General features: G+C 68.6%; 24 protein-coding genes and 1 pseudogene. 8 read left to right on the top strand and 17 right to left on the bottom strand.

The window, feature by feature from the left end:
• Nucleotides 1-2: 2 nt before the first annotated feature.
• The gene (locus E6C72_RS01820; RefSeq protein ID WP_247875959.1) at nt 3-1,379 is read right to left on the bottom strand and encodes a M48 family metalloprotease; all 1,377 of its coding nucleotides are present in this window, start codon (nt 1,377-1,379) and stop codon (nt 3-5) included.
• Nucleotides 1,380-1,452: 73 nt separating this feature from the next.
• Here E6C72_RS01820 and E6C72_RS01815 point away from each other — a divergent pair, with 73 nt between their 5' ends.
• On the top strand, nt 1,453-2,772 hold the full coding sequence (locus tag E6C72_RS01815) for a gamma-glutamyltransferase (protein WP_247875958.1): 1,320 nt from the start codon (nt 1,453-1,455) through the stop codon (nt 2,770-2,772).
• Nucleotides 2,773-2,819: 47 nt separating this feature from the next.
• Nucleotides 2,820-3,983 (top strand): pyridoxal phosphate-dependent aminotransferase, encoded by a 1,164-nt coding sequence (locus E6C72_RS01810; RefSeq protein WP_109443118.1) that lies wholly within the window; start codon nt 2,820-2,822, stop codon nt 3,981-3,983.
• 64 nt (nt 3,984-4,047) lie between these two features.
• Here the strand turns inward: E6C72_RS01810 and E6C72_RS01805 are convergent, their stop codons facing one another.
• Entirely contained in the window at nt 4,048-4,785 is a 738-nt protein-coding gene (locus E6C72_RS01805; RefSeq protein ID WP_098739178.1) for an SDR family NAD(P)-dependent oxidoreductase, read from the bottom strand.
• Nucleotides 4,786-5,077: 292 nt separating this feature from the next.
• Between E6C72_RS01805 and E6C72_RS01800 the strand changes: the two genes are divergently transcribed.
• Nucleotides 5,078-6,295: a ChaN family lipoprotein gene (locus E6C72_RS01800; RefSeq protein ID WP_247875957.1), complete on the top strand. Its 1,218-nt coding sequence runs from the start codon at nt 5,078-5,080 to the stop codon at nt 6,293-6,295.
• Between the two features lie 10 nt (nt 6,296-6,305).
• Here the strand turns inward: E6C72_RS01800 and E6C72_RS01795 are convergent, their stop codons facing one another.
• Complete coding sequence (locus tag E6C72_RS01795; protein WP_109443117.1) at nt 6,306-6,899, bottom strand: NUDIX hydrolase; 594 nt, start codon at nt 6,897-6,899, stop codon at nt 6,306-6,308.
• 151 nt (nt 6,900-7,050) lie between these two features.
• On the opposite strand from E6C72_RS01795, the gene rmuC reads away from it, so the two are divergent.
• The 4 genes from rmuC (at nt 7,051) to E6C72_RS01775 (ending at nt 11,328) form a co-directional block, all read left to right on the top strand.
• Nucleotides 7,051-8,508, top strand: a complete 1,458-nt coding sequence (gene rmuC / locus E6C72_RS01790; protein ID WP_247875956.1) for a DNA recombination protein RmuC — start codon at nt 7,051-7,053, stop codon at nt 8,506-8,508.
• 83 nt (nt 8,509-8,591) lie between these two features.
• Complete coding sequence (locus E6C72_RS01785; protein WP_109443116.1) at nt 8,592-8,795, top strand: hypothetical protein; 204 nt, start codon at nt 8,592-8,594, stop codon at nt 8,793-8,795.
• 177 nt (nt 8,796-8,972) lie between these two features.
• Nucleotides 8,973-10,997, top strand: coding sequence for a methyl-accepting chemotaxis protein (locus E6C72_RS01780; RefSeq protein ID WP_109443115.1), 2,025 nt, complete (start codon nt 8,973-8,975; stop codon nt 10,995-10,997).
• Nucleotides 10,998-11,127: 130 nt separating this feature from the next.
• Nucleotides 11,128-11,328, top strand: coding sequence for a hypothetical protein (locus tag E6C72_RS01775; RefSeq protein WP_247875955.1), 201 nt, complete (start codon nt 11,128-11,130; stop codon nt 11,326-11,328).
• 27 nt (nt 11,329-11,355) lie between these two features.
• On the opposite strand, the gene E6C72_RS01770 is transcribed toward E6C72_RS01775, so the two are convergent.
• The 4 genes from E6C72_RS01770 to E6C72_RS01755 form a co-directional block, all read right to left on the bottom strand.
• Nucleotides 11,356-12,432, bottom strand: a complete 1,077-nt coding sequence (locus E6C72_RS01770; RefSeq protein ID WP_109443114.1) for a hypothetical protein — start codon at nt 12,430-12,432, stop codon at nt 11,356-11,358.
• 130 nt (nt 12,433-12,562) lie between these two features.
• Nucleotides 12,563-12,784 carry a DUF1150 family protein gene (locus E6C72_RS01765; RefSeq protein ID WP_109443270.1) on the bottom strand — a complete coding sequence of 74 codons (222 nt, stop codon included), beginning with the start codon at nt 12,782-12,784 and terminating at the stop codon, nt 12,563-12,565.
• Between the two features lie 76 nt (nt 12,785-12,860).
• Nucleotides 12,861-13,337 (bottom strand): Hsp20 family protein, encoded by a 477-nt coding sequence (locus E6C72_RS01760; RefSeq protein ID WP_109443113.1) that lies wholly within the window; start codon nt 13,335-13,337, stop codon nt 12,861-12,863.
• Between the two features lie 162 nt (nt 13,338-13,499).
• Entirely contained in the window at nt 13,500-14,636 is a 1,137-nt protein-coding gene (locus E6C72_RS01755; protein ID WP_109443112.1) for an NAD(P)/FAD-dependent oxidoreductase, read from the bottom strand.
• 239 nt (nt 14,637-14,875) lie between these two features.
• Here E6C72_RS01755 and rpsD point away from each other — a divergent pair, with 239 nt between their 5' ends.
• Nucleotides 14,876-15,490 carry a 30S ribosomal protein S4 gene (rpsD, locus tag E6C72_RS01750; protein WP_109443111.1) on the top strand — a complete coding sequence of 205 codons (615 nt, stop codon included), beginning with the start codon at nt 14,876-14,878 and terminating at the stop codon, nt 15,488-15,490.
• Between the two features lie 105 nt (nt 15,491-15,595).
• Here rpsD and E6C72_RS01745 read toward each other — a convergent pair whose 3' ends face one another.
• From E6C72_RS01745 to E6C72_RS01700, 10 genes and pseudogenes are all read right to left on the bottom strand, one after another.
• On the bottom strand, nt 15,596-16,813 hold the full coding sequence (locus tag E6C72_RS01745) for a PP2C family protein-serine/threonine phosphatase (RefSeq protein WP_247875954.1): 1,218 nt from the start codon (nt 16,811-16,813) through the stop codon (nt 15,596-15,598).
• Nucleotides 16,810-18,018, bottom strand: a complete 1,209-nt coding sequence (locus tag E6C72_RS32590; protein ID WP_109443110.1) for a response regulator — start codon at nt 18,016-18,018, stop codon at nt 16,810-16,812. Before E6C72_RS32590 ends, E6C72_RS01745 begins: the two co-directional genes overlap by 4 nt.
• On the bottom strand, nt 18,015-18,812 hold the full coding sequence (locus E6C72_RS01735) for an ATP-binding protein (RefSeq protein WP_109443109.1): 798 nt from the start codon (nt 18,810-18,812) through the stop codon (nt 18,015-18,017). Before E6C72_RS01735 ends, E6C72_RS32590 begins: the two co-directional genes overlap by 4 nt.
• A 5-nt stretch (nt 18,813-18,817) precedes the next feature.
• Nucleotides 18,818-19,123, bottom strand: a complete 306-nt coding sequence (locus tag E6C72_RS01730; RefSeq protein ID WP_109443108.1) for an STAS domain-containing protein — start codon at nt 19,121-19,123, stop codon at nt 18,818-18,820.
• 156 nt (nt 19,124-19,279) lie between these two features.
• Nucleotides 19,280-19,960 (bottom strand): annotated as a pseudogene (locus E6C72_RS32685) (methyl-accepting chemotaxis protein); the annotation flags it as partial.
• A 551-nt stretch (nt 19,961-20,511) separates the two neighbouring features.
• Complete coding sequence (locus E6C72_RS01720; protein ID WP_109443106.1) at nt 20,512-21,579, bottom strand: chemotaxis response regulator protein-glutamate methylesterase; 1,068 nt, start codon at nt 21,577-21,579, stop codon at nt 20,512-20,514.
• Nucleotides 21,580-21,582: 3 nt separating this feature from the next.
• A complete protein-coding gene (locus E6C72_RS01715) occupies nt 21,583-22,245 on the bottom strand; it encodes a chemotaxis protein (RefSeq protein ID WP_109443105.1) in 663 nt (220 codons plus the stop codon).
• 3 nt (nt 22,246-22,248) lie between these two features.
• Nucleotides 22,249-23,178 (bottom strand): protein-glutamate O-methyltransferase CheR, encoded by a 930-nt coding sequence (locus tag E6C72_RS01710; RefSeq protein WP_109443104.1) that lies wholly within the window; start codon nt 23,176-23,178, stop codon nt 22,249-22,251.
• Between the two features lie 19 nt (nt 23,179-23,197).
• The gene (locus E6C72_RS01705; protein ID WP_109443103.1) at nt 23,198-25,759 is read right to left on the bottom strand and encodes a methyl-accepting chemotaxis protein; all 2,562 of its coding nucleotides are present in this window, start codon (nt 25,757-25,759) and stop codon (nt 23,198-23,200) included.
• Between the two features lie 81 nt (nt 25,760-25,840).
• A complete protein-coding gene (locus E6C72_RS01700; protein ID WP_109443102.1) occupies nt 25,841-26,383 on the bottom strand; it encodes a chemotaxis protein CheW in 543 nt (180 codons plus the stop codon).
• Nucleotides 26,384-26,387: the final 4 nt, after the last annotated feature.

The raw sequence follows: 26,387 nt of genomic DNA, 5'->3' as shown, positions 1-26,387 counted from the left end.
GGTCAGCGCGGCTCCTTGTCGGCTCCACCGGTCTGGCCGCGGATGTCCTGGGCCCGCAGCCAGCCGGGAGAGCCGGCCGGAAGCAGCTTTTCCGCCCGTTCCGCCTGTGCCTTGGCCATCGGCATGTCGCCGCGCGCCAACGCCTCCTCCGCCGTGGCGTAGGCGACCATGCCGTCATTCTTCTTCATGCTCCAGGCCTGCGCCGTCAGCCGCCACAGGAAGGCCGACTGCGCCTTGCCCTTGGCCGCGATCTGGAGGTTCTTCAGCGCCTCGTCGGCCAGACGGGGGTCACGCTGCTCAAGCAGCGCGTGCGCGAGGGAGACACGGATCGTTCCGGCTTCGGAACCAGCCATCTCCACCGCCTTCCGATAGGGGGCCACCGCGTCCGGCGCCCGGCCGGTCTGCAGCATCAGGTCGCCCTTCATCTCGTAGAGGTAGGGGTTCTTCGGCTCGTCGGCGATCAGACCGTCGACCAGCGGCGTCGCCTGCTTGACGTCGCCCTGGCGGAAATAGGCATAGGCGCGGCCATAGCGGGCGGCCGGAGACGGGTCGTTCGCCTTGTAGCGCTGGAGGGCGCCGCGCGGGTCGATGTAGCCGTAAAGCTTGGCCTTGATGCGCTGGAGGTCGGCCTCCGTCGCCGCCGGCAGCTGGGCATTGGCATAGCGGGAGCGCGCGACGAAGGCCTTCACCGCGTCGATGCGCTCGCGCGTCAGCGGGTGGGTCAGGCGATAGCCGGCGTCGCGGTCGGTCATCAGCGGATCATTGACGCCCAGCTTCTCCAGGAAGGTTTCCATCCCCATCGCGGAGATGCCCGACCGCTCCAGGAAGGACAGGCCGGCCTGGTCGGCCGACGCCTCCTGCGTGCGGGAGAAGGACAGCAGGTTCCGCTCCGCCAGATGCTGGCCCAGCATGACACCGGCCGCCCCGGCGCCGGCATTGCGCGACGCCAGCCCGCCGGCGATGCCCAGTCCCATGCCGAGCAGCGAGGTGAGGAAGGCGTTGTCCATCGCATCGGCCCCGCGGATCAGATGGCCGCCGGCGATGTGGCCGGTTTCGTGGGCGATGACGCCCAGCAGCTGGTCGGCATTGTCGACGTCCAGCAGCAGCCCGGTGTGGATGAAGATATTCTGTCCGCCGGCGACGAAGGCGTTCACCGTCGGATCGTTGATCAGCAGAATCTGTACCGATTCCGGATCGATGCCGGCCGCCTGGAAGATTGGCCGGGCCATCTTGCGGATGATATGGTCCGTCTCGGCGTCGCTGAGGATTTGCATCTCCGACCGGCGCTGCGCGCTCGCCGGTGGCGCTCCCCACACCAGCGACATCAGACATACGGACATGATGGCGACGACCGAAACCAGCCTGCTGGGCTTGCGCACCGTGACGACCTCCGGCTTTGAACAGCGGACCTCCGCGCACGACCGGCGGAACTCCGGGCCGCGACACACTCGCTTGCAAATCTGGCGACGGTTGGGCGCGGTTGCCATAGCTGCATCACTGCTGCCGGGCTGCGTCAACACCAAGTTCAAGACCGACGCCACCGTGCAGAGCTTCGTTGTCGCCGACGAACCCTATGCCGCCGGCGTCGGGCGCGACATCATCGCCCAGGGTGGCAAGGCCGGCGACGCGGTCGCGGCGATGGCGCTGGCGATGACCGCCAGCCTGCCGTCACGCGTCGGGCTGGCCGGCGGCGGCGTCTGCGTGCTTTTCGACGCCGCGTCGAAGAAGGCCCGCACCGTCGATTTCCTGCCGCGCCCGGCCGGTGCCGGCGGGGTCGCCATGCCAGCGATGGCGCGTGGCCTGTATGCCGTCCAGTCAGCCACCGGCAAGATGCGGTGGGAACAAGTCGTCGCTCCGGCCGAACAGCTGGCCCAGTTCTCCCCCGGCCTCAGCCGTGCGCTGGTGCAGGATTTTGGCGCCTTCGGCGGCCGGCTGGCGCCCGACTCGGACACGCGCCGCCGCTTCCTTGGCAGTGGCACCCCAACTGTCGGCGCGGTGGTCGGCCAGCCGGAACTGGCGGCGACCCTGTCGGTGCTGCGCCGCCAGGGGGTGGGCGCCTTCTACAGCGGGCCGCTCGCCGCGACGGTCGCCCAGGGCACCGGCATCGACCCGGCGCAGCTGCGCGCTTACCAGCCGCGCGTCGGCGGCACGCTGACCGTGCCCTTCGACATCACCGACCTGCATGTGCCCGACCTGGGCGAGCCGGAAGCCGGCGCCGCCCTGGTCCAGGCCTGGAAGGCGGTGGCGTCGCTGCCGCCGGCCGAGCGGGCCACCCGCGCCGCCCAGCTGCTGGGCGCCACCGGCAAGGGTCCGACGGCCGCCGGTGCCGGGGTGATGGTGATCGATCCGGACGAGAATGGCGCTGCCTGTGCCTTCACCCAGGGTGCGCCTTTCGGCACCGGCCGCGGCATCCCCGGCACCGGCATGCTGGTGGCCCAGGGCGTGGACCGCGGCGGTTTCGGCGCGCCGGCGCTGATCGCCAACTCCATCATCGGCCGTACCCTGTTCGCGGGAGTCGGCACCGCCAACGGCGACGACGGCCCGGCCGCCGGCCCGGCGGCGCTGCTGTCGGTGGCGCTTCCGTCCGGTCTGGAGGAGACGTCCACCGCCCCGCAGATTCTGGCCGCCCGTCCGCAATCCATTCCCGGCCGAGTCAGCTTCGTCGGTTGCCGGGTGTCGACCGAGAACGGGATCCGCTATTGCCAGACGGCGAGCGACCAGCGCTCCAGCGGCCTTGCGCTGACCGTGGAAAGCGAACGCCAGCGGGAGTGAGCTGCGAGAGCGGCCCGCCCAGAAGATTGAGTCAGAGACGGACGATCATGAGCAAGCAGCCCAAGGTTTCCAAGCGGGGGGCCATCCCGCCCTTCTTCGTGATGGAGGTGATGCGCGCCGCCGCCGAGCGCGAGGCCGCCGGTCTGGAGGTCCTGCATATGGAGGTGGGCCAGCCCTCCAGCGGGGCGCCGAAGGGCGTGGTGCAGGCGGCGGCCACCGCGGTGGTCGGGACGGACCCGCTGGGCTACACCGGCGCGCTCGGCATCCCGCCGCTGCGCGCGGCCATCGCCAAATGGTACAAGGACCGCTATGGCGTCGAGGTGCCGGAGCGCCGCGTGGTCGTCACCACCGGGTCGTCGGGCGCCTTCCAGCTGGGTTTCCTCGCCGCGTTTGATCCGGGCGACCGGGTGGCGATGGCGTCGCCCAGCTATCCGGCCTATCGCCACACGCTGACCGCCGCCGGGGTGGTCCCGGTTGAGCTGCCGACCGGGCCGGAGCATCGCTTCCAGCCGACCATCCAACTGCTGGAGGCGTTGGACGAGCCGGTGCAGGGGCTGATCGTCGCCAGCCCGGCCAACCCGACCGGCACGATGCTGAGCCGGGAGGAGTTGACCGCCCTGTCCGACTGGTGCCGGGCCAACGGCGTGCGTATGGTGTCGGACGAGATCTACCACGGCCTGACCTATGGCACCGACGCGGTCACCGCGGCCGAAGTGAATGATCAGGCGCTGGTGGTCAACAGCTTCTCCAAATATTTCTCGATGACCGGCTGGCGGCTGGGCTGGATGATCGTGCCGGACGATTTGCTGCGCTCGGTCGAATGTCTGGCGCAGAACCTGTTCATCTCGGCCCCGACCCTCAGTCAGGTCTCGGCGGTCGCCGCCTTCGACTGCACCGAGGAGCTGGACGGCCATGTCGCCCGCTATGCCCGCAACCGGGCGCTGCTGCTGGAGGAGCTGCCGAAGGCCGGCTTCACCAAAATGGCCCCGGCCGATGGCGCCTTCTACATCTATGCCGACGTGTCGGAGATGACCGACGACAGCGAGGCGCTGGCGAAGCGGATCCTGGAGGAAACGGGCATCGCCTGCACCCCCGGCATCGATTTCGACACCGCCCGCGGACGGCGCTTCCTGCGCTTCAGCTTCGCCGGGTCGGAGGCGACGATCGCCGAGGCCGCGCGGCGGCTGATCGCCTGGCGGGCAGGGAAATAGGCGGGCAACCGGGAGCGGGGCTTTGCTGCACCCCGCTCCCGATTGTCTTGAGAACAGATTTCCTTCAGAACAGATGCTGCCCGCCGGTGATGAAGGTTTCGGTCCCCGTCACATAGGCCGAGTCCGGGCCGCACAGGTAGAAGATCACCGCCGCGACATCCTCCGGCGTGCCCATCCGCTTCAGCGGGATGCGCGGGATCAGCACGTCGTATTCCGGGCCGGTCATGGCGGTTTCGATCTCGCCTGGGGCGACGGCGTTGACGCGGACGCCGATCTCCGCGAATTCCACCGCCATTTCGCGGGTCAGGCCGGACAGTGCAGCCTTCGAGGTCGAATAGGCCGAGCCGGCGAAGGGATGCACCGAATGGCCGGCGATGGAGGTGACGTTGACGATCGCCCCCTTCGCCCGCGACAGCGGGGCGGCGAAGCCGCGCGCCAGGACCAGGGCGGCGAAGAAATTCAGCTCGAACACCCGGTGCCAGCCCTCGATGGAGCCGTTCAGGCAGCCGAGCCGCTCCTTGATCGGCGTCTTGGGCGAGATGCCGGCGTTGTTGATCAGGGCGTGCAGCGGCGCGCCGTCCAGCGCCTTGTTCGCCTCCTCGACGAAGGCGGCGCGGCTGGCGGGATCCGACAGGTCGGCCGGGATGTGGTGCGTCCAGTTGGGATCGCGGCGGCAATGGGCCGGCACATCCTCCCGCGAGCAGGAGATCACGCGCCAGCCTTCGTTGCTGAACCGGGTGACGGTGGCGTGGCCGATACCCCGGCTGGCGCCGGTGAGAATGACGACTTTGCGGTGCGGCATGGGGCTGCGCTTCACGAATGATTGCGGTCGGCGGGGAAAGCGGATGCCCTGGGAGCGGCCTCGGGAGTTCCGGGCGGGGGCATCGAAGGCCCCTCGTCCGCCGCTGGTCCACCGCCTGTGGCGATCCTAACCGGCGCGGCACCGCCTGTCATCCGGCAGTATATCGAGCCAGCGGTCGGCACCCGGGAACGGTCTGTGCCGCGGCCGAACGACGCAATAGCCGGCCTTGTCCATTGACGTTGCGCCCGGCAGCGCCAACCTTGGCGAATCCCCGTACCGACGGAGCCAGCCCTTGCCGCGCCAGCCCTTCCGTCCCGTCACGCCGCGTCTTCGCCGCCGCTTCACCCTGCTGACTTTCGCCGCGCTGTCCCTGGCCACCTCGGCCGGTTGGGCGGCGGAGCCCGAGCGCGTCGCCTGCGTGCCGCCCGGTGTCTGGGCAGACGGCACCGGTGCCGCGGTGGAGCCGGTCCCGCTGCTGCGCCGTGTTGCGGACGCGCCGGTGATCCTGCTGGGGGAGCAGCATGACAGGGCGGACCATCATCGCTGGCAACTCCACACCCTGGCTGGCCTGCATGCGTTGAACCCCGAGCTTGCCGTCGGCATGGAAATGCTGCCGCGCCGGTTGCAGCCGGTGCTCGACCGCTGGGTGGCGGGGGAGATGACGGAGGGCGAGTTCCTGAAAGCGACGGACTGGCGCACGGTCTGGGGCTTCGACCCGCAATTCTACCTGCCGATCCTGCAATTCGCCCGTCTGCACCGGCTGCCGGTGGTGGCGCTGAATGTGGAGCGCTCGCTGATCGGCCGCACCGCCCGCAACGGCTGGGCCGCAATCCCGGAGGCCGAGCGCGAGGGCGTCGGCAATCCGGCCGCTCCGACGGAGGCCTACCGCAACCGCCTGACCGAGACGCTGGCGGCACACGACCGCTCCGAGGCCCGTTCCACCGCTCCCGCCGATTCTCCCGACAGTGCGGCCAAGCGCTTCATCGAGGCGCAGGGCGTCTGGGACCGTGCGATGGCGGAGAAGATCGCCGAGACCCGCCGCACCACCGGCCGCAGCGTGGTTGGCATCCTGGGGGAGGGGCATGTCGCCCGCCGCGACGGCGTCCCGCACCAGTTGGCCGATCTCGGCATCGTTGACTCCGCCATTCTGCTGCCCTGGGATGCCGACCGTGATTGCGATGACCTGGACGGCCGCATCGCCGACGCCGTGTTCGGGCTGGGGCTGGCGCGGGAGGATGCGGAGCCGCAGCGGCCGAAACTGGGCGTGCAGCTGGAGCCCGGGCCGGAGGGCATCACGGTGGGGACGGTCAGCAGCGGCAGCGTGGCTGCGGTGGCTGGCCTGCGCACCGGCGACCGCATCCTGGTCGCCGCCGGCACGCCGGTCCGCGCACCCGCCGATCTGGTGGCGGTGATCCGCCGTCAGGCCCCGGGCACCTGGCTGCCGCTGACCATCCGGCGCGACGGGGCGGAGCAGGAGTTGGTGGCGAAGTTTCCGGTGGAGGGGAGGTAAGTCTTGCCCCTTAGAGCATCTTTTCCCACCGCGCCAACGCATCGGGCGTCGGGTTGACCGCCGGGGCGCAGTCGGAGCGACCCAACCGCTCGTGATGTTCGCGCAGCGCCCAGACGACGGTGGGGAAGGCCAGTTCGGCCCAGGGAATGTCCTTCCAGGCGAACAGACCGACCTCCAGGCTTTCCGGGCCGGGCTCCACGTCGGGGGACAGCAGGCGGGCGCGGAAAATCATCTGCACCTGGCTGATGCGCGGGATGTCGTAGATCGCCAGCAGATGGTCGATGTCGATGCGCGCCCGCGCCTCCTCCCAGGCTTCGCGGGCGGCGCCCTCGCGGGTGCTTTCGCGCTCCTCCATATAGCCGGCGGGCAGGGTCCAATAGCCCTTGCGCGGCTCGATGGCGCGGCGGCAGAGCAGGATGCGGCCATCTTCCCAGGTCGCCACCGCCCCCACCACGATCAGCGGGTTCTGATAGGCGATATAGCCGCAATCGGGGCATAGCAGCCGTTCGCGGTCCTCGCCCGGCGGGATGGCGCGAATGCGCGGGCCGCCGCAGTTCGGGCCGCAATCGGGGGACTTGTCGTCGGGGAGCGTGTCGTTCGGCATAGCCTCCGATATGGCGCCGTATCCTTGGTTGGGCAAGCGGAGAAAGCGCGAGCCGGGCTGCCCGCCGTTCGCCTTCGAGCGTTCGCGCCCTGTTCCAATTCTTGATTCGTTCCGATAGGCTGTGCCCATTCCAGCGATGAGGGGATTTGGGGTGACGCAGTTCCTGGTCAACGGGATGGTGGTGGACGGCGCATCGCTGGGGATCGGGCTTGCGGCCGGGCTGCTGCTGGGCGCCGCCGTCGCCTGGGCTGTGCTGCGTGCAGCCGCCGGCCGGACGGAGGCTGCGGCAGCCGCCCTGCATGCCGAGTTCGCCACCCGCCTCGACCTCGCCGAACGGACCGAGGACGACCTGCGTGACGAGATCGAGGCGCGCGACCATCAGATCGCCCGCCTGCATGGCGAGGTCGCCGACGCCCGCGAACGTCACGCCCAGCTGTCCACCCGGCTGGAGGCCGAGCGGACGGCGGCGGCCGAGAAGATGGCACTGCTGGAACGCGCCCAGGCGGCGCTGGCCGACAGCTTCAAGGCCCTGTCGGCGGAAGCGCTGCACCAGAACAACCGCAGCTTCCTCGATCTGGCGCGGGAGACGCTGGCCGGCTTCCAGGAGCAGGCGAAGGGGGATCTGGACAAGCGCCAGACCGCCATCGCCGCCATCGTCGACCCGGTGCGTCTGACGCTGGAAGCGATGGACCGCCAGATCCGTGAGTTGGAGAGCACGCGGGCCGGCGCCTACGAGGGGCTGAAGCAGCAGGTGCTGTCGCTGGTGGAGACCCAAAGCGCGCTGAGGGCGGAAACCGGCAACCTCGTCCGCGCGCTGCGCACCCCGGCGGCACGCGGACGCTGGGGCGAAATCCAGCTGCGCCGGGTCTGCGAGATAGCGGGCATGCTCGACCATTGCGACTTCGTCGAGCAGGTGTCGGTGGATGCCGGACGCCTGCGGCCCGACCTGATCGTCACGCTGCCCGGCGGCAAGACCATCGTGGTCGATGCCAAGACGCCGCTGGAAGGCTATCTGGACGGCGTCCAGGCGGCCGACGACGGGGCGCGACGCGACGGCATGGCCCGCCATGCCCGCCATGTGCGCGATCACATGAAGCAGCTCGGCACCAAGGGCTATTGGGACCAGTTCGACGACAGCCCGGAATTCGTCGTGCTGTTCCTGCCCGGCGAGAACTTCTTCTCGGCGGCGCTTGAGCAGGATCCGGCGCTGATCGAGGCCGGCATCGACCATCGCGTGATCCTGGCGACCCCGACCACGCTGATCGCGCTGCTGCGCGCCGTCGCCTATGGCTGGCGGCAGGAGCGGCTGGCCGACAATGCCCGCGAAATCAGTGCGCTGGGCGCCGAACTTTACAAGCGGCTGTCCGACCTGGGCGGCCATATGGAGAGGCTGGGCGGGCAGCTGGACAAGGCGGTGGGCTGTTACAACAGCGCGGTCGGCACGCTGGAATCGCGGGTGCTGGTCAGCGCCCGCCGCTTCCGCGACCTGCACGCCGCGCCCGACGGGGCGGAGATGCCGCTGCTGGAACCCCTGGACCACAGCCCGCGACGCCTGCAGGCCACCGAACTGCGCGCGGTGCCGCCGGTCGAGACGACCGCAGCGGATTGACGCGCCGCCGGCCGATGGATGCAGGGGCCCCGGCGTGCTATCCATGCCGTCTGAAAGCCTTGTTGATCAGATGGAACCCGCCGATGACTGACCATACAGCAACCGGCCAGACGGCAACCGGACAGACCGTCCGCTGCGATCGTTGTGCCCACCGCTATCCCGCCGCCGAGGAAGGATGCCCGCGCTGCCGGTCGATTCGCCGCACCAACGCGGTCATCGTCGCGTTGCTGGTGATGCTGGTGATTTTGGCCCTGGTCGGCTGGGTCGGCACCTTGGTCTTGACCTGAGATCGGCTCCGGCACTTTGGTTGGTCCTTGCGCAGACTCTGCCCATTTCGCGAGCAAGGCGCATAACGAAACATCATTTATGTTTCGGCCGATAATCAGGCAATTTTTTTGCTTGTCATATTAGCCTTATTTTGAGAAGCAACCTTATGCTGTCGTCTTTGCGCAAGGGGTTGCACGATGCTGAAAAACCTCCGGATCGCCGCGCTCACCAACCTTTTCGGTGTGCTGGTGACGCTGGGTTTCCTGGCGGTGGTCATCACCGGGGCGCTGGCGATCCGCGAGCTGAAGGTGGGTGGACCGATCTACCAGCGTATCGTATTGGGCAAGGATCTGATCGCCGATATCCTGCCGCCGCCGGAATATGTGATCGAAGCCTATCTGGAGGCGACGCTGGCGATGAACGACCCCGCATCGGCCGATCAGCGCCGGGCGCGGCTGGCGCAATTGCGCAAGGACTATGACGATCGCCATGAATACTGGCTGAAGGAGAGCTTCGAGCCGTCCCTTCTCGCCGAGTTGACCCGGACCTCGCACGCTCCGGTGATGCGCTTCTGGACCGAGGTGGAGACGAAGTTCCTGCCGGCGCTGGCCCGCAAGGACGAAGCGGCGGCCCGTGCCTCCTACGCGGTCATCGCCGAGGCCTATGCAGCGCACCGCGCCGTCGTCGACCGCATCGTCGAGGACGCCAACCGCTACAACAGCGAGACGGAGGTTTATGCCGCCGGCCGCGAGACCCTGTTCATGACCGCCGTATGGGGCGTTTCCGCCCTGGTTCTGGTGGTGGTGGTTCTGGGCGTCTTCGGCATCCGGCGCCGGGTGGTCAGGCCAGTGGGCGAACTGACGGTGGCGATGCGGACGCTGGCGCAGGGCGACCTGACCGTCGCCATCCCCAGTGCCGACCGTGGCGACGAGATCGGGGCGATGGCGCAGGCCCTGCGCGTCTTCAAGGAGAATGCGGAGGAGGCCGAGCGCCTGCGCCGCCTGCGCGACGAGGAGCGCGAACGGTCGGAGCGCGAGAAGCAGGCCGCCCTGCTGCGCATGGCCGAAACGGTGGAGACCGAGGCGTCGAACGCCGTCGACGTGGTGGCCAGCCAGACCAGCCAGATGGCCGGCAACGCCACCCGCATGGCCGAATCGGCGCAGGCTGTCAGCGACAACAGCCAGAATGTCGCCGCCGCCGCCACCCAGGCGTTGTCGAACGCCCAGACCGTGGCCGCCGCGTCGGAACAGCTCAGCGCCTCCATCCGCGAGATCGCGACCCAGATCGGCACCGCCACCACGATGACCGGCGATGCCGTCGACGCCTCGGTCCGGGCGGAGGAGACCATCCAGCGTCTTGCCGAGGCGGTGACCCGCATCGGCGAAGTGACCAACCTGATCAATGACGTCGCCGGCCAAACCAACCTGCTGGCGTTGAACGCCACGATCGAGGCGGCCCGTGCCGGCGAAGCGGGGAAGGGCTTTGCCGTCGTGGCGAGCGAGGTGAAGCAGCTGGCCGGTCAGACCGCGCGGGCCACCGACGAGATCGAAAGCCAGATCGCCGCCATCCAGGCGACCACGGCGGAAGCGGTGAACGCGGTGCGTGCCATCGCCGATCGGGTGCGCGGCGTCGAAACCGTGTCGGCCACCGTCGCCGCCGCCATCGAGGAGCAGGAGGCGGCGACCGGCGAGATCGCCCGCAACGTCGTCCAGACTTCCAACGCTGCACAGGAGGTGGCGACCCGCATCGCCGCCGTCTCGCAGGAGGCGACCGCCACCGGCGAGCGCGCCAGCGAGGTCAATGCCCTGTCCGTCCGCGTCGCCGCCAGCATCGACCAGCTCCGCCGCGTGCTGATCGAGGCGATCCGTACGGCGACGCCGGAGGTGAATCGTCGCTCCGCGCCGCGCTATCCTCTGAACCGTCCCGGCCGGCTGATGGTCGGCGGGCGTGACCTGCCGGTGACGGTCGACAATGCCTCCGAAGGCGGCGCCCAGCTGAGCGCCATTCCGCAGGAGGCATGGGCCGGGTTGGCGGAAGGGGCCGCGCTGCGCATCGCCCTGCCGGGGGTGGAGCCGGTGCCTGCCGTGGTGCGGGCGCTGGACCGCGGCGGTGCCGGCCGCCTGCATGTCACATTCACCCTGGCCGGCGCCGACCGCGAGCGCTTTGTCGGGCAGTTCGGCCAAAGCGTTGCCGGGCTGGTCGCGCTGGAACGGGCGGCCTGAGCGGCCGACAAAATGAACGGCCGGAAAAAAGCCTTAATTATGACAGGGATTTCATGACGGTTCGGCTATGGCCGGGAGCAGAATAAGGTCGGTTCCTGGGCCGCCGGCCCGTTCTGAAAGCCCGTCTGCCATGGTCGACACCACCGCCTGTCCCTATTGTGGGTCCGATTACGGGCATGGCCCCAACGACTGCCCACTCTGCCGCTCCGCCCGGCGCAAGGATCTGGTCGTCCGCTGCGTTATCGGACTGATGTTCCTGGTCCCGATCCTGACGCTGTTCGCCACCATCCTGCTGGACAACGGCGTGGGCAAGATGCTGTCGATGGATTGACGGGCGTTTGGTGAACAGGGGGCGCGCCTATAGGTGTCCCGTCCGCGCCGACTGTTCCAGCGCCTTGATGTGCGACAGGCCGGGCAGGATCTCCGACTTAACGAATTCCATGCGGCGGTTGGGACCGCCGCCGCCGCGGGCGAAGCGGTGCTTCCACAGGTTCATCTTCACCGCCAGACCGCACAGCACTCCGCCGATGGTGACATGGTGGGACGAGATCAGTTCGCGGATCGAGCGGAAGGTGTCGGCGTTGATGTCGCTCCAGAAATCCTTCGACCGGTTGTCGAAGCTCTCGAACCGTCCGGTGATGGAGGTCGAGATGTCGGTCAGGTCGCGGGCGATCTCGTCGAGCAGGCGCATCTGGCGGGAATCGCGCTTGACCTCGGCGGAGCTGCGGATTTCGCCCATCCAGCCGACGAAGCGCTGGACCTCCGGCACGATCTCGTCCAGGCATTTGCGGAAATAGGCCAGCGACAGGAAGATGTCGCCATATTCCTCAAGGAATTTCGGGATTTCGTTCAGGCCGATGTCCAACCGGTCGGCCATCATGCGCAGGTTGCGCAGGGCCTCGTCCCGGTTTGGGTTGGCGAACAGCTGGATGATGTCGGTCACGTCTGAGACCTGAAGCTCCTCCGTGCCATAGACATATTCCATCAGCGGCCGGGTGAAGACCCGCATGTAGCTGGTCAGCTCGGCCTTCTTGCGGTCGGACAGGGTCAACGATTCGACGTTGTTGACGTCGATGTTCAGCCGCCGCAGCTCGATCCGCGAGGAATAGACGTCGAAGCTGGAGGCGGCGCCGATCTTCTCCAGCTTGACGAGGTCGCGCTCGACCTCGTCCTTGTAGGACTCGAAATAGGAGGGGATGTGGCGGGGGGACACCTGGCCGCTGCCGGCCTGGGCGTCGCGGAACATCTCCACCACCGTCTGCAGCCGGACATTCTTGATCAGGCGGGCGTGCTGAAGACCGGGCGTTTCCAGCGGGATCGCCGACAGGGGCAGGATGTGAAGGGAGTCGCGTGCCTCGTCGTCCCAAGCCTTGCGCTGTTCCGTGTCGGCGGCGGATTTCGCATCCGCCGCCGTATCGCTTGCCCCACCGTCCAACCGACCGTCTCCCAATGCTTTCTTCGCGTCCTGTGCCGCCGATTATCGCAGAGCGCACCTTACAACAGGAGTCAGGGCTGACAAGGAGTGAGATGTGGCGGATTGCCGCATGGCAGGCCGCGGCGGGCGGTCAATGCACGCTGACCGGCTCCATGTCGTTCTGCACGATGGCGGCGAAGGCCAGTTCGCGGTCGGCAACGACGCTCAGCGGCGTGCCGTCGGCGGCATGAATGGCGAAGGCGGTGGTGCCGTCCATCTCGACCGGACGGACATAGGCGACGTCGCCCAGGCCGAAGCTGGCGAAATCCTGGGTCGACAGCTGGCGCAGCTGGCTGTGGGTGTCGTTCATCATGGTCATGGTCTCCCGGCGGCTCCCCGTCATGGGCGGCCGCGTGTGCGGACTCTCTTGGGAAGGAAAAGGAGAGGGATCAGTCGTCCCGGCCGTCGGCGGACACGTCGATGGTGCGGGGCATCGCGCCGGCGGCGGTCTTCTTCGGCTGCTCGATCTTGATTGTGCGGACCTTCGGCTCCGGCATCGGGCGGGTCAGGTCGATGTTCAGCAGCCCGTTGTCGAGCGAGCAGCCAACCACCTCTATCCCTTCGGCCAGGACGAAGCTGCGCTGGAACTGCCGCGCGGCGATGCCGCGGTGCAGGTAGACGCGCGACTTGTCATCGGTCTGGCGGCCGCGGATGACGAGCTGGTTGTCCTCGATCTGGACCGACAGGTCCTCGGAGGTGAAGCCGGCAACGGCGAGCGTGATGCGCAGGCCGTCATCGCCGATCTGCTCGATGTTGTAGGGGGGGTAGCCTTCGGCCGAATTCTTGGCGATCCGGTCGAGCGTCCGCTCGAATTGGTCGAAGCCGAGCAGCAGCGGGCTGTTGAAGAGCGAAAGGCGAGTCGTCACGACGCATCCTCCTCACGACGGGAGCGAGTTGCGGAAGATGGGCCCGTTTCCGGCGCCCGGCGGATCGGCGGCCCAGCATCGGCCGGCGCCGCCATGTCTATAGATTGGGAGAGCCGCGGCCGCGGTCAAGAACCCTGTGCGTCTCAGGATTGGTTAATGATCTCAGGCAAGTATCTCGGGCATTTCGCCAAGCTCCACCGCCACCGCGTCGGCGATGGCGAGGCAGGAGGTCAGGCCCGGCGATTCAATGCCGAACAGGTTGACCAGACCGTCTACCCCATGGGTGCCCGGCCCCTGGATCAGGAAGTCGGCCTGCGGCTGTCCCGGCCCGCTCAGCTTCGGGCGGACGCCGGAATAGGCCGGCACCAGCGCGCCGTCCGGCAGTCCCGGCCAGTAGGCGCGCACGGCGCTATAGAAGGAGTCGGCACGGGCGGGATCGACGGCATAATCGATAGCACCCTCCGGATCGCCCAGCCACTCCACGTCGGGACCGAAGCGGGCCTGTCCGGCGAGGTCCAGCGTCAGGTGGACGCCCAGCCCGCCCTCCACCGGCACCGGATAGACCAGCCGCGAGAAGGGCGAGCGGCCGGCGGCCAGCGCATAGTAGTTGCCCTTCGCCAGCACGCGTGGCGGCACATGGGTGGCATCCAGCCCCTCCAACCCGCGGGCAACGGCCCAGGCGCCCAGGCCGGCGGCATTGACCAGCGTGGTGCAGGCGATGCGCATCGGTTCCACCCCACCAACCTCCAGCTCGAAACCGCCGGCGCCGCGGTGGGAGCGCAGCAGCGGGCTGAGCAGCGCCAGCATCGCCCCGGCCGCCTCCGCGTCCCCCAGCAGGGCCAGCATCAGCCCGTGGCTGTCGACGATGCCGGTGGAGGGCGACAGCAGGGCGCCGACGGTGCGCAGGTTGGGTTCCCAGCCTTGCGCGGTGGCGGCGTCGACCTCCGTCAGGTCGATCACGCCGTTGGCGGCGGCCTGGGCGCGGATCGCCGCAAGCCTCGGCAAGTGGGACTCCTCCGTCGCGACGATCAGCTTGCCGACGCGGCGATGCTCCACCCCATGGGCGGCGCAGTATTCATAGAGGGCATCGCGGCCGGGCACGCACAGCCGGGCGCGCAGGCTGCCGGTGGGGTAGTAGATGCCGGCATGGATGACTTCGGAGTTGCGCGAGCTGGTGCCGGTCCCGACGGCGTCGGCCGCCTCCAGAACAATCACCTCGCGCCCGGCCCGCGCCAGCCGGCGCGCCACCGCCAGCCCGACCACGCCTGCCCCGACGACCACGCACTCAACCCTTTCCATCGCGTCATTCCCGCCTGCTGCCCGCGCTGCCGGGAAGGGGACCGCAAAAGGGTGGAGCATGCAAGGGGGCTCCGGATATGCCGTTGGGCTTGACTCGGCCGCGCTAATGGGTATTGTGCGCGCCTTCACCTCCTGGGAAAGCGGGCGCGCGCAATCTTTGACGCCCCGTCCGCCGCCTGAACAGGGCGGACGGAACTACCGGGACAACATCAACTCGTGTCCAACGAGGCGTGAGAGTTATGAGCAAGCGTCAAGAGTCCAAGTACAAGATCGACCGCCGCCTTGGCGTCAACCTGTGGGGCCGTGCCAAGAGCCCGCTGAACAAGCGCGAGTATGGCCCGGGCCAGCATGGCCAGCGCCGCAAGAAGCCGTCGGACTACGGTCTGCAGCTGATGGCCAAGCAGAAGCTGAAGGGCTACTACGGCAACATCGGCGAGAAGCAGTTCCGCCGCATCTATGCCGAGGCCGTCCGCCGCAAGGGCGACACCGGCGAGAACCTGATCGGCCTGCTGGAGCGTCGTCTGGACGCCGTGGTCTACCGCATGAAGTTCGCGCCGACGCCGTTCGCCGCGCGTCAGCTGATCAACCACGGCCACATCCTGGTCAACGGCCGCCGCCTGAACATCGCGTCGGCCCGCATCAAGGACAACGACACCGTCGAGGTGCGCGCCAAGTCCAAGCAGATGGCGCTGATCCTGGAAGCTTCCGCTTCCGGCGAGCGTGACATCCCCGACTACCTGGAAGTCGACGGCAGCGCCCTGAAGGGCCGCTTCGTCCGCGCCCCGCTGCTGGCCGACGTTCCGTACCCGGTCCAGATGGAACCGAACCTGGTCATCGAGTTCTACTCGCGCTGATCGGTCGGCTCCTGCCGAACGCGAAAGGCCGCTCCCTCGGGGGGCGGCCTTTTTGCTTTCAGGAGTGCGGTATTTTCCAAGTGTCGGACCCGCCGCCCCGATCCCTCACCGCCGCCGCGTCAGCAGCAGTGCCGTCAGATCGTCGTCAATGGGCCCGGTCGCGCTCAGGTCGTCGAGCAGGCCGGACAGCAGGTCTGCATCGTCAGGCTCGTGCAGGCGGCGGGCGAGCAGGGTGGCAAGGCCGTATTCGTCGAGAACCTCGTGGCTCTCCCCGCCGCCGATCGGGATTTCGATGGCAGCGTCGGAATAGAGGAACAGCCTGGCGCCGGGCGGCATCGGCAGCCGCCGGCTGTCGTAAGCGGCCGCCGGCAGAAGGCCGAGCGGCAGGCCGCTGCCGTCGCCCAGGCAGGGCGCCTCGTCTCCGGGACACCACATCATCGGCGCCGTCGATCCGGCCGAGGCGTAATGGAACAGTCCGGCCGCCGGGTCGATCAGGCCGGTCAGCATGGTGGCGAACTGGCCGCTGGGCAGCAGGCTGCAGAGCCGGCGGTTCACCGCTCCCAGAAATTCCGCCGGTGTCAGGTCCGTGCTGCCGATCTGGCGGCAGATGGCATCCAGCCTGAAGGTGTTCAGCGCAGCGCCGACGCCATGACCGGAGAAATCGACCAGATAGACGGCGACCCGACCGTCGGGCAGCCGCTCGACCCCCCAGAAGTCGCCGCCCAGTTCGGAGGAGGGCGCGAAGTGGGCCTGGACGGCGATGCCGGTCGCCTCCTCCAGTTCCGCCAGCCGGTCGGGACCGGGCAACATCCGGGCCTGCATGGCACGGGCCAGCTCCAGTTCGCTTTCCGTACGGCTGTGATACTGTTCCAGATCGCGCAGCATGGCGCGCTTGCGAAGCTGGATACGCACGCGCGCCAGCAGCTCCACCGCGTTTACCGGCTTGGCGACATAGTCGGTCGCCCCGGCGGCGAAGGCACGGGCGCGATCCTCCGCCCGGTTCAGGCTGGACTGCACCAGGACCGGCAGCGATTTCCAGCGCGGGTCGGCGCGCAGGCGCCGGCACATCTCGAACCCGTCCATCTGCGGCATCATCAGGTCGAGCAGCACGAGATCAGGCTTGAACTGTTCCATCAGGTCCAGCGCGTCCTGCCCGTCCTCCGCCTGTTCGATCAGGGAGATGCCGCCGCGTTCCAGCAGGGCCAGCAGAAGATTCCGGTTGATCCGGTTGTCGTCGACGATCAGCACGCGGGCGCCGGCCAGCCCGTCGAAGGCGTGGCGCGTCTCCATCGGCAGCAGGCCGGGCGAGGGGGAACCGCTCATTCCGCCGCTTCCCGTTCGATCCACAGCAGCGTGTGGTCGTCGCCGCTGACCTGACCGAGAGCGAAGCCCAGCGAGCGGACCACGGCGTCGAAGCCTTCGCCCTCCGCCACCGCGCGGGCGATCATCCAGCCGAGCCCGATTCCGGTCCCGCCGGCGTCGAGCGCTTCCAGCACCGCGACGGAATAGAGCGCCAGAACGCCGCCCGGTGGCAGAGTCATCACTTCGCTGCGATAGCGGGTACCGGGCGCGATGCCGATCGGCAGGCCGGTGGCCGAACCGAACGCCGGCCCGCCGTCACAGCTCAGGATCATCGGCGGCGCCCCGTCGGCCGAGGCGTGGATGAAACGCCCGGCCGCGCCATCGACCACCCCATAGGTCATGGTTGCCTTCTCGCCCGGTGCCAGCAGCCCGGCAGCGCGGTCGTTGAGCGCGGTCAGCAGGGCGGCGGCATCCTCGCCGTGGACGGGACCCAGTTCCTGCAGAAGGGTGTGCAGCCGGAAGGCGTTCAACGCCGCCGAGACGCCGCGGCCGGCAACGTTCAGCAGATAGACGCCGAAGCGCCGCCCCCCCAGCGGCAGCAGCCCCCACAGATCGCCGCCGAGATGGGGGGAGATCACGCTGTGGGCGCGTAGCCGGCAGCCGGCGGCGGCGGCCACGATGGCGCATTGCGCCGGGGTCGGCAGCAGATGTTCGTGCATCGACCGGGCGATCGACAGCTCCGCCTCCACCCGCGCGCGATAGGCCTGCAGGCGACGGATCAGCACCCGGTCTTCCAGGTGAATGCGCACGCGGGCCAGCAGCTCCGTGCGTTCCAGCGGCTTCGACACCAGATCGGTGGTGCCGGCGGCGAAGGCGCGGTTGCGGTCCTCGCCCGACGACAGCGCGGTCTGCACCAGAATCGGCAAATCGGCCGTCTCCGGCATGGCGCGCAGGCGGCGGCAGACCTCGAACCCGTCCATTCCCGGCATCATGATGTCGAGGATCAGCAGGTCGGGGAGGGCGGCCTCGATCATCGCCAGCGCTTCCTGCCCGCCGGCGGCGAAGGAAACCCGGCGGAAGCCGGCCTCGGCCAGGAAGGCGCCGATCAGCGTGCGGTTGAAGGCGGTGTCGTCCACCACCAGGATCGGGCAGTCCAGAACGGTGCAGTCGGGAAGGACCGGCTCCCAGCTCCCGGTTTCGGTGACATGCAGGTCCGTTGCGGTCACAGCCGGAACCTCATGCGAATGCGGCGGCCGCCGTCCTCGATCTCCAGACCTTCGGCGATGTGGGCGATCAGGTCCAGGCCGCGTCCCGATGCGCCGGCGTTGGTGCGCGGTCCCGGGGTGAAGCCGGCACCCTCGTCGGTGATCTCGACCGTTGCCAGCGGCCCGCCATCCTCCGCCGGGTCGATCCGGATCGCGATGACGATGCGGCGGGCCGCCAGCGCCGGGTCGGCCAGCCGGTCGCCCAGATCGCGGGAAAAGCGTGCCAGCTCCTGCGCGCTCAGCTCCTTCATGCCGTCGACGCCCAGGTTGCCATGGACCAACGCGTTGCTGACCGCCTCGTGCAGAGCCAGTTCCATATCGTCGCGGCGGTCGCCGATCAGTGGGTGGCGGGCGCTCAGCGCGGCCAGCAGCCGTCCGCCAAGCTGGAGGTCGTGCGCTGTGGCCGTTGTCAGGTTCAGGTAAAGGTCGTTGCCGGCCGCTTCCGTCAGCATCCCGGCCAACCGGGCGGTCGACTGGAGGACCGGTTCGGATGCAGCCATGCCGGCCGGCGGCTCGATCCAGGCCGTGACGGGGGGAAGCCACAGCGCGTCGGGGGCCGGGCCGGCGACCGTCGCACGTCCGCTGAGCAGGGCGACCAGAGGCGCCGATCCGGCGGGTTCCGCAGCCGCAGGCAGCCGCAGCGCCTGCGCCAGCCCGTCCAGCGGCCCGGCCGGCAATCCCGGGGCCAGAAGGCCGGCGAAACGGGTGCGGCAGCTGGAGGCCGGCGCCGTGTCCTGGGCTGTCCCGTCCGTCACCGGGATCAGTCCTCGATCGGGACGATCTTGGCGATCTGTGCGACGGTCAGCACCCGTTTGACCTGTCCGGCGGCACCGCGCAGGATGAACTGCTTGGCGACGCGGTCCATCTCCTCCCGTGCGATCAGCAGCATGCCGATGCCGGCGGAATCGACGAATTCGAGCGACGACAGGTCAAGCACCTGACGCTTGAGCTTGTTCTGCCCCATTTCGCCAATCAAGATCCGCAACTTCGCGTGGTCGTTGAAGGTCAGGCGGCCGCGCAGGCGGACGACCGCCTCCTGATCGCGCACTTCTATGCCGTAATCCATAGGCCCGTCTTTCCGCAAAGGTGGATTATTGTACAGGCGGCAGGCAAACCGCGCCAGAGTGTGATCGCTTCAAGCGGAATCGCTTGAAGCGTGAATCACACGAAAAAATCCAAAAGCCGGAGTCCGTCTGGTGTTTGTTGAAGCACCGGACGGACTCTAGAAGAGTTCAATATCACCGCCCGCGCTGCCTCCCCCTGCGGCATCGAGGTCGAGCACGCCATTTTCATCCAGCGCCGTGCCTTCCAGCAGCAGCTTGCGCACGAAACGCTCGCGCATCTCGCTCAGCGTGAAGCGGCCCATCAGCTGGTTCAGCCATTCCTGCGGCTCGCGCGCGCCGATGGCGGGGGGAACCTGGGCGCGGATTCGGGTTTCCAGCTCTCCCAGCCCGGCGCTCATGATGGCGAGGCTGTCGTTGATCGCCTCGATCCGCTGCTTGGTCAGATCCTGGAACTGCATGCCGGTGATGACATGGGCAATGGTGGAGGACATGTCGGACGACACCGACGCCGCCGTCTCAAGCACTGACTGGAAATGGGTGGTCTGCGACACCAGGCTGTCCATTGTCTTGTCGACGCGCTCCTTGGCCAGCATCTGCGGCGACATGTCGGTGTTGGCGATCTGGCGCAGGATGTCGTGACCGTTGCGCACGCCCTTCACCACGGCCGTGACCTTGCTGCGCATGCGCTCCGCCAGTTCGCCGGTGGAGCGGGAGAGGTGCCGCACCTCCTGCGCCACCACGGCGAAGGTCCGCCCGGCCTCGCCGGCACGGCTGGCCTCGATGGTGGCGTTCAGCGCCAGGAAGTTGGTCTGCCGGTTGATGCCGTCGATGTCTCCGATCGACTTTTCCAGCTCGGCCACATCCTTCTGCACGTCGTCCAGCAGATAGACCATGCTCATGGCATGGCGCGAGAGGGTGACGATGTTGGTCACCATGTCGGTGATCACGTCCTGCATGCCGACGACCAGCGTGTCGAGCGGAACCCGTTCGCCATCGATATCGACCGTCCCGGCCATGGCGACGATCTGGGCCACCCGTTCCGACTGTTCCAGCGCTTTCTGCGCCAGTTCGCGGAAGCGTTCCGACAGGTCGAGGGTGGAGGTCTCCACATGCTCCGAGGTGCGCGTCAGTTCTCCCTGCACGACGTCGAGCGTTCGACGCTGAACGTCGGCGAAGCCCAGCCAGGTCGACAGAAGCTCCGCGGTGACCGCGACCTTGTCGGCGCCGTCCGGCATCGCGGAGACGTCCCGGGGCGCGGCATTCTTGGGGCCGGTCTGGACGGCGTCGTGGGTGGCGGGGTTGAACATACTGGTGCTCCTTGGAAACTCTCCCCCGGGGAAACTCTGCCCAGCAAAGACTGGACCCGGGGAAACTGGGTCCGGATGCCCGCTCAGGTCGGGGCGGTGCGGGGGCGTTCGCCGACAGCGTCGAAGGCGCGCAGCATTTCGGCGGGGATTTGGGCGAGCGGCAGTTCGACCGCGACCGCGCCGGCCTCCCTGGCGGCGCGCGGCATTCCATAGACGACGCAGCTCGATTCCTGTTCGCCGATGGTGAAGGCGCCGGCTTCATGCATCGCCTTCATGCCGATGGCGCCATCGCGGCCCATGCCGGACAGGATGACGCCGACGGCGTTGTTGCCGGCCGCCTTGGCGACGGAGGCGAACAGCACGTCGACGGACGGACGGTGGCCGCTGACCGCCGGTGTGTCCTGGATGTGGCAGACGAAGCCGGCGGTGTCGCGGACGATGGCAAGATGGCGGTCGCCGGGGGCGATCAGCACCAGCCCCTGGGCCGGCCGGTCGCCATGGGCGGCCACCCGCACGGTCGGGGCCGACAGCCGGTCGAGCCGGGCGGCGAAGCTGGGGACGTAGCTCGGCCCCATATGCTGGGTGATGACGATGGGCGGACAGTCGGCCGGCATCGCGGCCAGAACGTCGCGGATGCGCTCCACCCCGCCGGTCGAGGCGCCGATGGCGATCAGCCGCTTGCCCGATCCGGCGCGCCGCGGCGTCGGCAGCACGCCATGGACGGCGGCCGGTCGGCGCATGGTCAGCCGCGCGGTGGCGGCGACGCGGATCTTGGAGACCAGTTCCATCGCCGTCGCCTCGAACCCGTGGCCGTCGGAACCGCCGGGTTTGGCGACGCAGTCCACCGCGCCCAGTTCCAGCGCCCGGATGGCGGCGTCGGAGCCCTCGCGGGTCAGGGAGGAGACCATGATGACCGGCGTCGGCCGCAGGGTCATGATCTTTTCCAGGAAGGACAGCCCGTCCATCTTCGGCATCTCGACGTCCAGCGTGATGACGTCGGGGTTCGTGGCTTTGATGACCTCGCGCGCCTCGAACGGATCGCGCGCGACGCCGGCCACCTCCATCCCCGCCTCGTGGCTCAGGATGTCCTTCAGCATTTCGCGCATCAGGGCGCTGTCGTCGACGATGACGACACGGATCGGTCTGGGCATCGGTCAGCTCCCTCCCGGATCGGCGGGCGTGAACAGTTCGACCTCGCCCTCCTCGGGGGTCTGGCTCAGGTGGGTGATGAAGCGCTGTTCGCGGGTCACGGTTTCGGCAGCCGCCTCCGGCCGCAGCAGGCGGCGCAACGCACGGCCGCTGTGCGGAAAGTAATGCAGACGCCGGGCGGAGCCGCCGCCCAGATCATGGCCGGTCAGGGTCAGCCCCTCCCTTCGCACATAGTCCAGGGCGAAGCGGCTGTTGAGGCCGCCGATGTCATAGCTCGAGTCGATGACGCGGCCGCCGCCGAACAGCTTGACCTGCAACCGCCGCCGTTCGGCGCCCGCAGCGAGCAGGGCGTTGATCAGCCGTTCCATCGCGACGGAGCCGTAGCGCGCCGCCATGCCGGCGCCCTCCAGTTCGCTTTCCGGCAGGTCGGGCAGCATGAAATGGTTCATGCCGCCGATTCCCCTGACGGGATCGTGGATGCAGGCCGCCACGCAGGACCCCAGCGTCGTCGCGATCATCAGATCGGGGCGGTCGCTGACCGCCTGCTGGCCGAGGCCGATCTTGATGGTGTCGGCGTTGAATTCCCGGTTGAAATAGCGCCCGCTGCCCATACGGCGGGAGGACCCGGCGGGGGCCGACTCGTCACGGGGGAGGGGAGCGGCGTTCATCGCTCAATCCCTCCGGTAGATGGTCGGACCGGCCTGCCGGAACAGGTTCGACACGCCATACAGGCTCTCCGAGTGGCCGAGGAACAGATACCCGCCAGGGCGGAGCATCCTGGCAAAGTTTTCTATCACCTGCGTCCGGCCACGGCGGTCGAAATAAATCAGGACATTGCGACAGAAGATCGCGTCGAACGGGCCGGACATCGGCCAATGTTCCAGCAGGTTCAGGGGCTTGACGGTGACGAGGCGCTTCAGCTCCTCGCCCATAGCCACCGCCGGCTCGCCATCCAGCCGGGTGTCGGTGGTGAAGCGCTGGCGGATCGACGGCGGGATGCCAGTGGCGCCCGACAGCGGATAGATGCCGCGCCGGGCGGTCTCGACCATGTGGGTGTCGATGTCGGTGGCGAGGATGCGGGCGTCCCAGTGCCGCAGCTCCGCCCCCATGGTGGAGACCAGCACCATCGCCATGGTGTAGGGCTCCGGTCCCGAGGAGCAGCCGGCCGACCACAGCCTCAGCCGCGGTTTCGACTGGTTGGCGGTCCGGGCCCGCAGCTCCGGCAGGACCGTGGTGGCGAGGAAGTCGAAATGGTGCGATTCGCGATAGAAGCTGGTCAGGTTGGTGGTCAGGGCATTGACCAGGAAACCGATCTCGTCCGCCACCTCGTCGCTCTGCAGCAGGGCGCAATAGGCGTCGAAGTCGGGCAGCCGCAGCTCGCGCAGCCGCCGGGCCAGCCGGGCATAGACCATCTCGGCCTTGTGGGGCGCCAGCGCGATGCCGGCCAGTTGATAGAGCAGGCCGGCGATCAGGTCGAAATGGTGCCGCTCGAAGTGGAACTCGCGCGCGCCGCCGAAGACCGCGGCGGCCGCGCCGCGCCGCAGTGTCTCCGGTTCGAGTGTCTCCGGTTCGGTCGTCGAGGCGGGCGAGCGGTCGGTCATCGCGGCACCGGTGGAATCCTCAGGCGGACTTGCGGGAGGCGGACTTGCGGTCCAGGGTGAAGAAGGTCATCTGATGGCGCAGCTGGTCGGCCTGCTCCTCCAGCGAGCGGGCGGCGGCGGTGCTTTCCTCCACCAGGGCGGCGTTCTTCTGGGTCATCTCGTCCATCTGGGCGATGGCGATGTTGACCTCGTCGAGGCCCGACGCCTGTTCTGCGGTCGCCCGCGCGATCTCCGACACCAGATCGGCGACGCGGCCGATCCCCGACACGATCTCGGTCAGCGAGCTGCCGGCCGACCGCACGAGGTCGACGCCCTCGCGCACCTGCCCGCCGCTGTCGAGGATCAGCGCCTTGATCTCCTTCGATGCCTGGGCGGAGCGCTGGGCAAGCTGCCGCACCTCCTGCGCCACCACGGCGAAGCCGCGCCCGGCGTCGCCGGCCCGCGCCGCCTCGACCGCCGCGTTCAATGCCAGCAGGTTGGTCTGGAAGGCGATCTCGTCGATCACCCCGATGATGTCGGAAATTTTCTGGGACGACTGTTCGATCCGGCGCATCGCCTCCACCGCGCTGGTCGCCACCTGTCCGCCGCGCGAGGCCGCGGCACGCGCCTCGGTGGCATAGCCGTTGACCTGCTGGGCGTTGTCGGCGTTGGAGCGGACGGTGGCGGCGAGCTGTTCCATGCTGGCCGCGGTCTCCTCCAGCGAGGAGGCCTGCTGTTCGGTCCGTTCCGACAGGTCCATGCTGCCTTCCGCCACCTCGCGGCTGGACACGGCGATGGCGCCCGCGGCCCGGTCGATTCGCTGCACGATCTCCGACAAACGGCCGACCGTGCCGTTGAAATCGTCCTTCAGCCGCTGGAACACCCCTTCGTACTGCTTGTCGATGCGGCTGGTCAGGTCGCCGCGTGACAGCGCCTCCAGCACCGAAGCCAGTTCCTCGGTAACGCCGGCGATGTTTTCCGACAGGCGGTTGATGCCTTCGCTGACCAGCCGGAAGAAGCCGGTCTTGCCGTCCAGCGCGATGCGGTGGGTGAAGTCGCCGCGCACGGCATTCTCCACCATCGCGCCGATCTCCTCCTCGATCGCCAGCTCCTCGGTCAGGTCGCGCCATTCGATGACGGTGCCCAGCCGCTCGCCCTGGCGGCTGACCACCGGGTTGGCGATGACCTGGAAGGTGCGGCCGCCCGTCCTCGCCCAGCCGCGGTGGGTCTGGGTCAGGTCGGCCAGCAGGCGGCGCTGGTGGCTGGGGTCGCGGTGGAAGACGTCGAAGTTCTGCCCGACCAGCCGGTTGGGATCGAAGCCGGGCAGCGAGATGCGCAGGTCCGCCTCCGCGTGGCGGAACATGCCCATGATCGCATCGTTGGCGTAGAGGATGCGGCCGTCGACATCGGCCATCATGATGTTGGCTGAAACCCGTTCCAAGGCGATGCGGGAACGCAGGGCTTCCACCGCCTCGTCCTTGAAGGCGGCGACGGCGCGGGCCATGTCGCCCAGCTCGTCCTGCTGGCCGGTGTGGGGAACGCTGACCGACAGCTTGCCCTCGGTCAGTTCGGTCATCACCCGGCGGATGCCGGTGACCGGCCCGATGATCGAGGCGGCGATGCGGTTGGCGGCGACGATGCCGATCACCAGCGACAGCAGGCCCAGGCCCACCGTCAGGCGGATGGTGAAGGTGGCCTCGCTGCCGGCCTCCTGCTCGATCGCCTTGGAACCGGCGGCGATGGCGGCGACGATCCCGTCGATGGCGTGGTTGACCGCCGTGGCGGCGGCGGCGAGGTCGTCGGTGCGGCGCCTCGCCTCGTCGTTGGCGGCGACGGCCTCGCGGAAGGCGGCCCGGTACTCGGCGGCACGGGCATCGACCTCGCGCAGGGACTGGGACAGCGCGGTGTTGGACAGCAGGGCGGACAGGCGGGCGATGCCCTCACCCATCGCCTTGCCTTCCGCCTCGACCTGGCCGACGGCGGCGGCGTCGCGCAGGCCGATGGCGCGGTTGGCGTAGAAGCGGGTCAGCAGCCAGCGCTTCTCCACCTCCTGCGCGCCGAAGGCGACGTCCTTGTCGCCCGAGGAGTCGGCCGCGGCAACAACCTCCTCCAGCCGCTTGGTCACCTGGGCGCCCAGCGGGTCCATGCGTTCGCGCAGCGCCCGGTCGGCGCGCTCGCGCACGGTCCGCACTGCGTCGAATTTCTCGTGGTAGGCAGCGTGAAGATTGTTGAGGTCGGCGAAGGCGGCGGCCTGGGGGGAGGTCCTCAGCTTCGCCTGCCGCTCGGCCATCGCCGTTTCAAATTCCCCGCGCAGGACGCGCAGCCGGTCCAGAGACTCGGTCGAGCCGAGATTGATGTATTCGCGGGTCTGCAGCCGCTGCGCGCCCAGGCGGCTTTCCAGATCCTTGGCGAAGACGGCGAGATCGCCCGACGCGATGACGCTGTCGATGCGGCGGTTCAGCCCGTCCAGGCCATAGATGCCGGTGCCTGACTGGGTGGCGATCAGAACCAGCAGCAGGCCGAAGACCAGCCACAGCCGCTTGGCGATGCGCATGTTGCTGAGGAAGCTGCCGGCTTTTGCGATCGTTCCGTCGGTGGCCATCGGTGACGTTCCCTCGTTCTTATGGCTTCTCGTTGCGGTTTGCGTAACCGGGGTGGCCGGCGCGATCTCGCGCAGCCGGGATCAGGTCGGCTCCAGCGCGGCGCGGGCGGCGGCGTCCTGGTCGACATGCTCGCCGGCGAACAGCTTGCCGACGTTCAGCAACGTCACCATGCGGTTTTCGGCAGTGTAGAGGCCGCTGAGATATTCGGCGTCGATCAGTCCGCTGTCGACGTCGGGCGGCGGCTTGATGGCGTCATGGCCGATCGCCAGGATGTCGGAAATGGCGTCGACCAGGATGCCGCGGGTCCGCTCGCCCACCTGCATCACCACCACGACATGGCGCTTGGTCACCTGGGTCGGCCCGCCGCCGAAGCGGGCGCGCAGGTCGAAGATCGGGATGATGATGCCGCGCAGGTTGATGACGCCGCGGACATAGTCGGGCAGGTTCGGCAGGCGGCTCTCCGGCGTCCAGCCGCGGATTTCGCGCACGGCAAGGATGTTGATGCCATATTCCTCGCTGCCGACCGTGAAGGTGACATACTGCTCCTCGATTCCGTTCGCGATGCCGGCGGACTGGAGATCGGTGCGGGAGCCGACGGGGGCGATTGCGGTGGAGCTGCTCATCGCT

This window comes from Azospirillum sp. TSH100, assembly GCF_004923295.1.
Lineage (GTDB): Bacteria > Pseudomonadota > Alphaproteobacteria > Azospirillales > Azospirillaceae > Azospirillum.
Note: the sequence above shows the minus strand (reverse complement) of the source record. Positions and strands in the feature narration are given on the sequence as shown.

Excerpts from the sequence above, each read along its gene's own strand:
- E6C72_RS01810 (WP_109443118.1), top strand. The coding sequence starts at position 2,820 with ATGAGCAAGCAGCCCAAGGTTTCCAAGCGGGGGGCCATCCCGCCCTTC.
- E6C72_RS01805 (WP_098739178.1), bottom strand. The coding sequence starts at position 4,785 with ATGCCGCACCGCAAAGTCGTCATTCTCACCGGCGCCAGCCGGGGTATC.
- E6C72_RS01795 (WP_109443117.1), bottom strand. The coding sequence starts at position 6,899 with ATGCCGAACGACACGCTCCCCGACGACAAGTCCCCCGATTGCGGCCCG.
- E6C72_RS01785 (WP_109443116.1), top strand. The coding sequence starts at position 8,592 with ATGACTGACCATACAGCAACCGGCCAGACGGCAACCGGACAGACCGTC.
- E6C72_RS01780 (WP_109443115.1), top strand. The coding sequence starts at position 8,973 with ATGCTGAAAAACCTCCGGATCGCCGCGCTCACCAACCTTTTCGGTGTG.
- E6C72_RS01775 (WP_247875955.1), top strand. The coding sequence starts at position 11,128 with ATGGTCGACACCACCGCCTGTCCCTATTGTGGGTCCGATTACGGGCAT.
- E6C72_RS01765 (WP_109443270.1), bottom strand. The coding sequence starts at position 12,784 with ATGATGAACGACACCCACAGCCAGCTGCGCCAGCTGTCGACCCAGGAT.
- E6C72_RS01755 (WP_109443112.1), bottom strand. The coding sequence starts at position 14,636 with ATGGAAAGGGTTGAGTGCGTGGTCGTCGGGGCAGGCGTGGTCGGGCTG.
- rpsD (WP_109443111.1), top strand. The coding sequence starts at position 14,876 with ATGAGCAAGCGTCAAGAGTCCAAGTACAAGATCGACCGCCGCCTTGGC.
- E6C72_RS01745 (WP_247875954.1), bottom strand. The coding sequence starts at position 16,813 with ATGAGCGGTTCCCCCTCGCCCGGCCTGCTGCCGATGGAGACGCGCCAC.
- E6C72_RS01730 (WP_109443108.1), bottom strand. The coding sequence starts at position 19,123 with ATGGATTACGGCATAGAAGTGCGCGATCAGGAGGCGGTCGTCCGCCTG.
- E6C72_RS01720 (WP_109443106.1), bottom strand. The coding sequence starts at position 21,579 with ATGCCCAGACCGATCCGTGTCGTCATCGTCGACGACAGCGCCCTGATG.
- E6C72_RS01715 (WP_109443105.1), bottom strand. The coding sequence starts at position 22,245 with ATGAACGCCGCTCCCCTCCCCCGTGACGAGTCGGCCCCCGCCGGGTCC.
- E6C72_RS01710 (WP_109443104.1), bottom strand. The coding sequence starts at position 23,178 with ATGACCGACCGCTCGCCCGCCTCGACGACCGAACCGGAGACACTCGAA.
- E6C72_RS01705 (WP_109443103.1), bottom strand. The coding sequence starts at position 25,759 with ATGGCCACCGACGGAACGATCGCAAAAGCCGGCAGCTTCCTCAGCAAC.
- E6C72_RS01700 (WP_109443102.1), bottom strand. The coding sequence starts at position 26,383 with ATGAGCAGCTCCACCGCAATCGCCCCCGTCGGCTCCCGCACCGATCTC.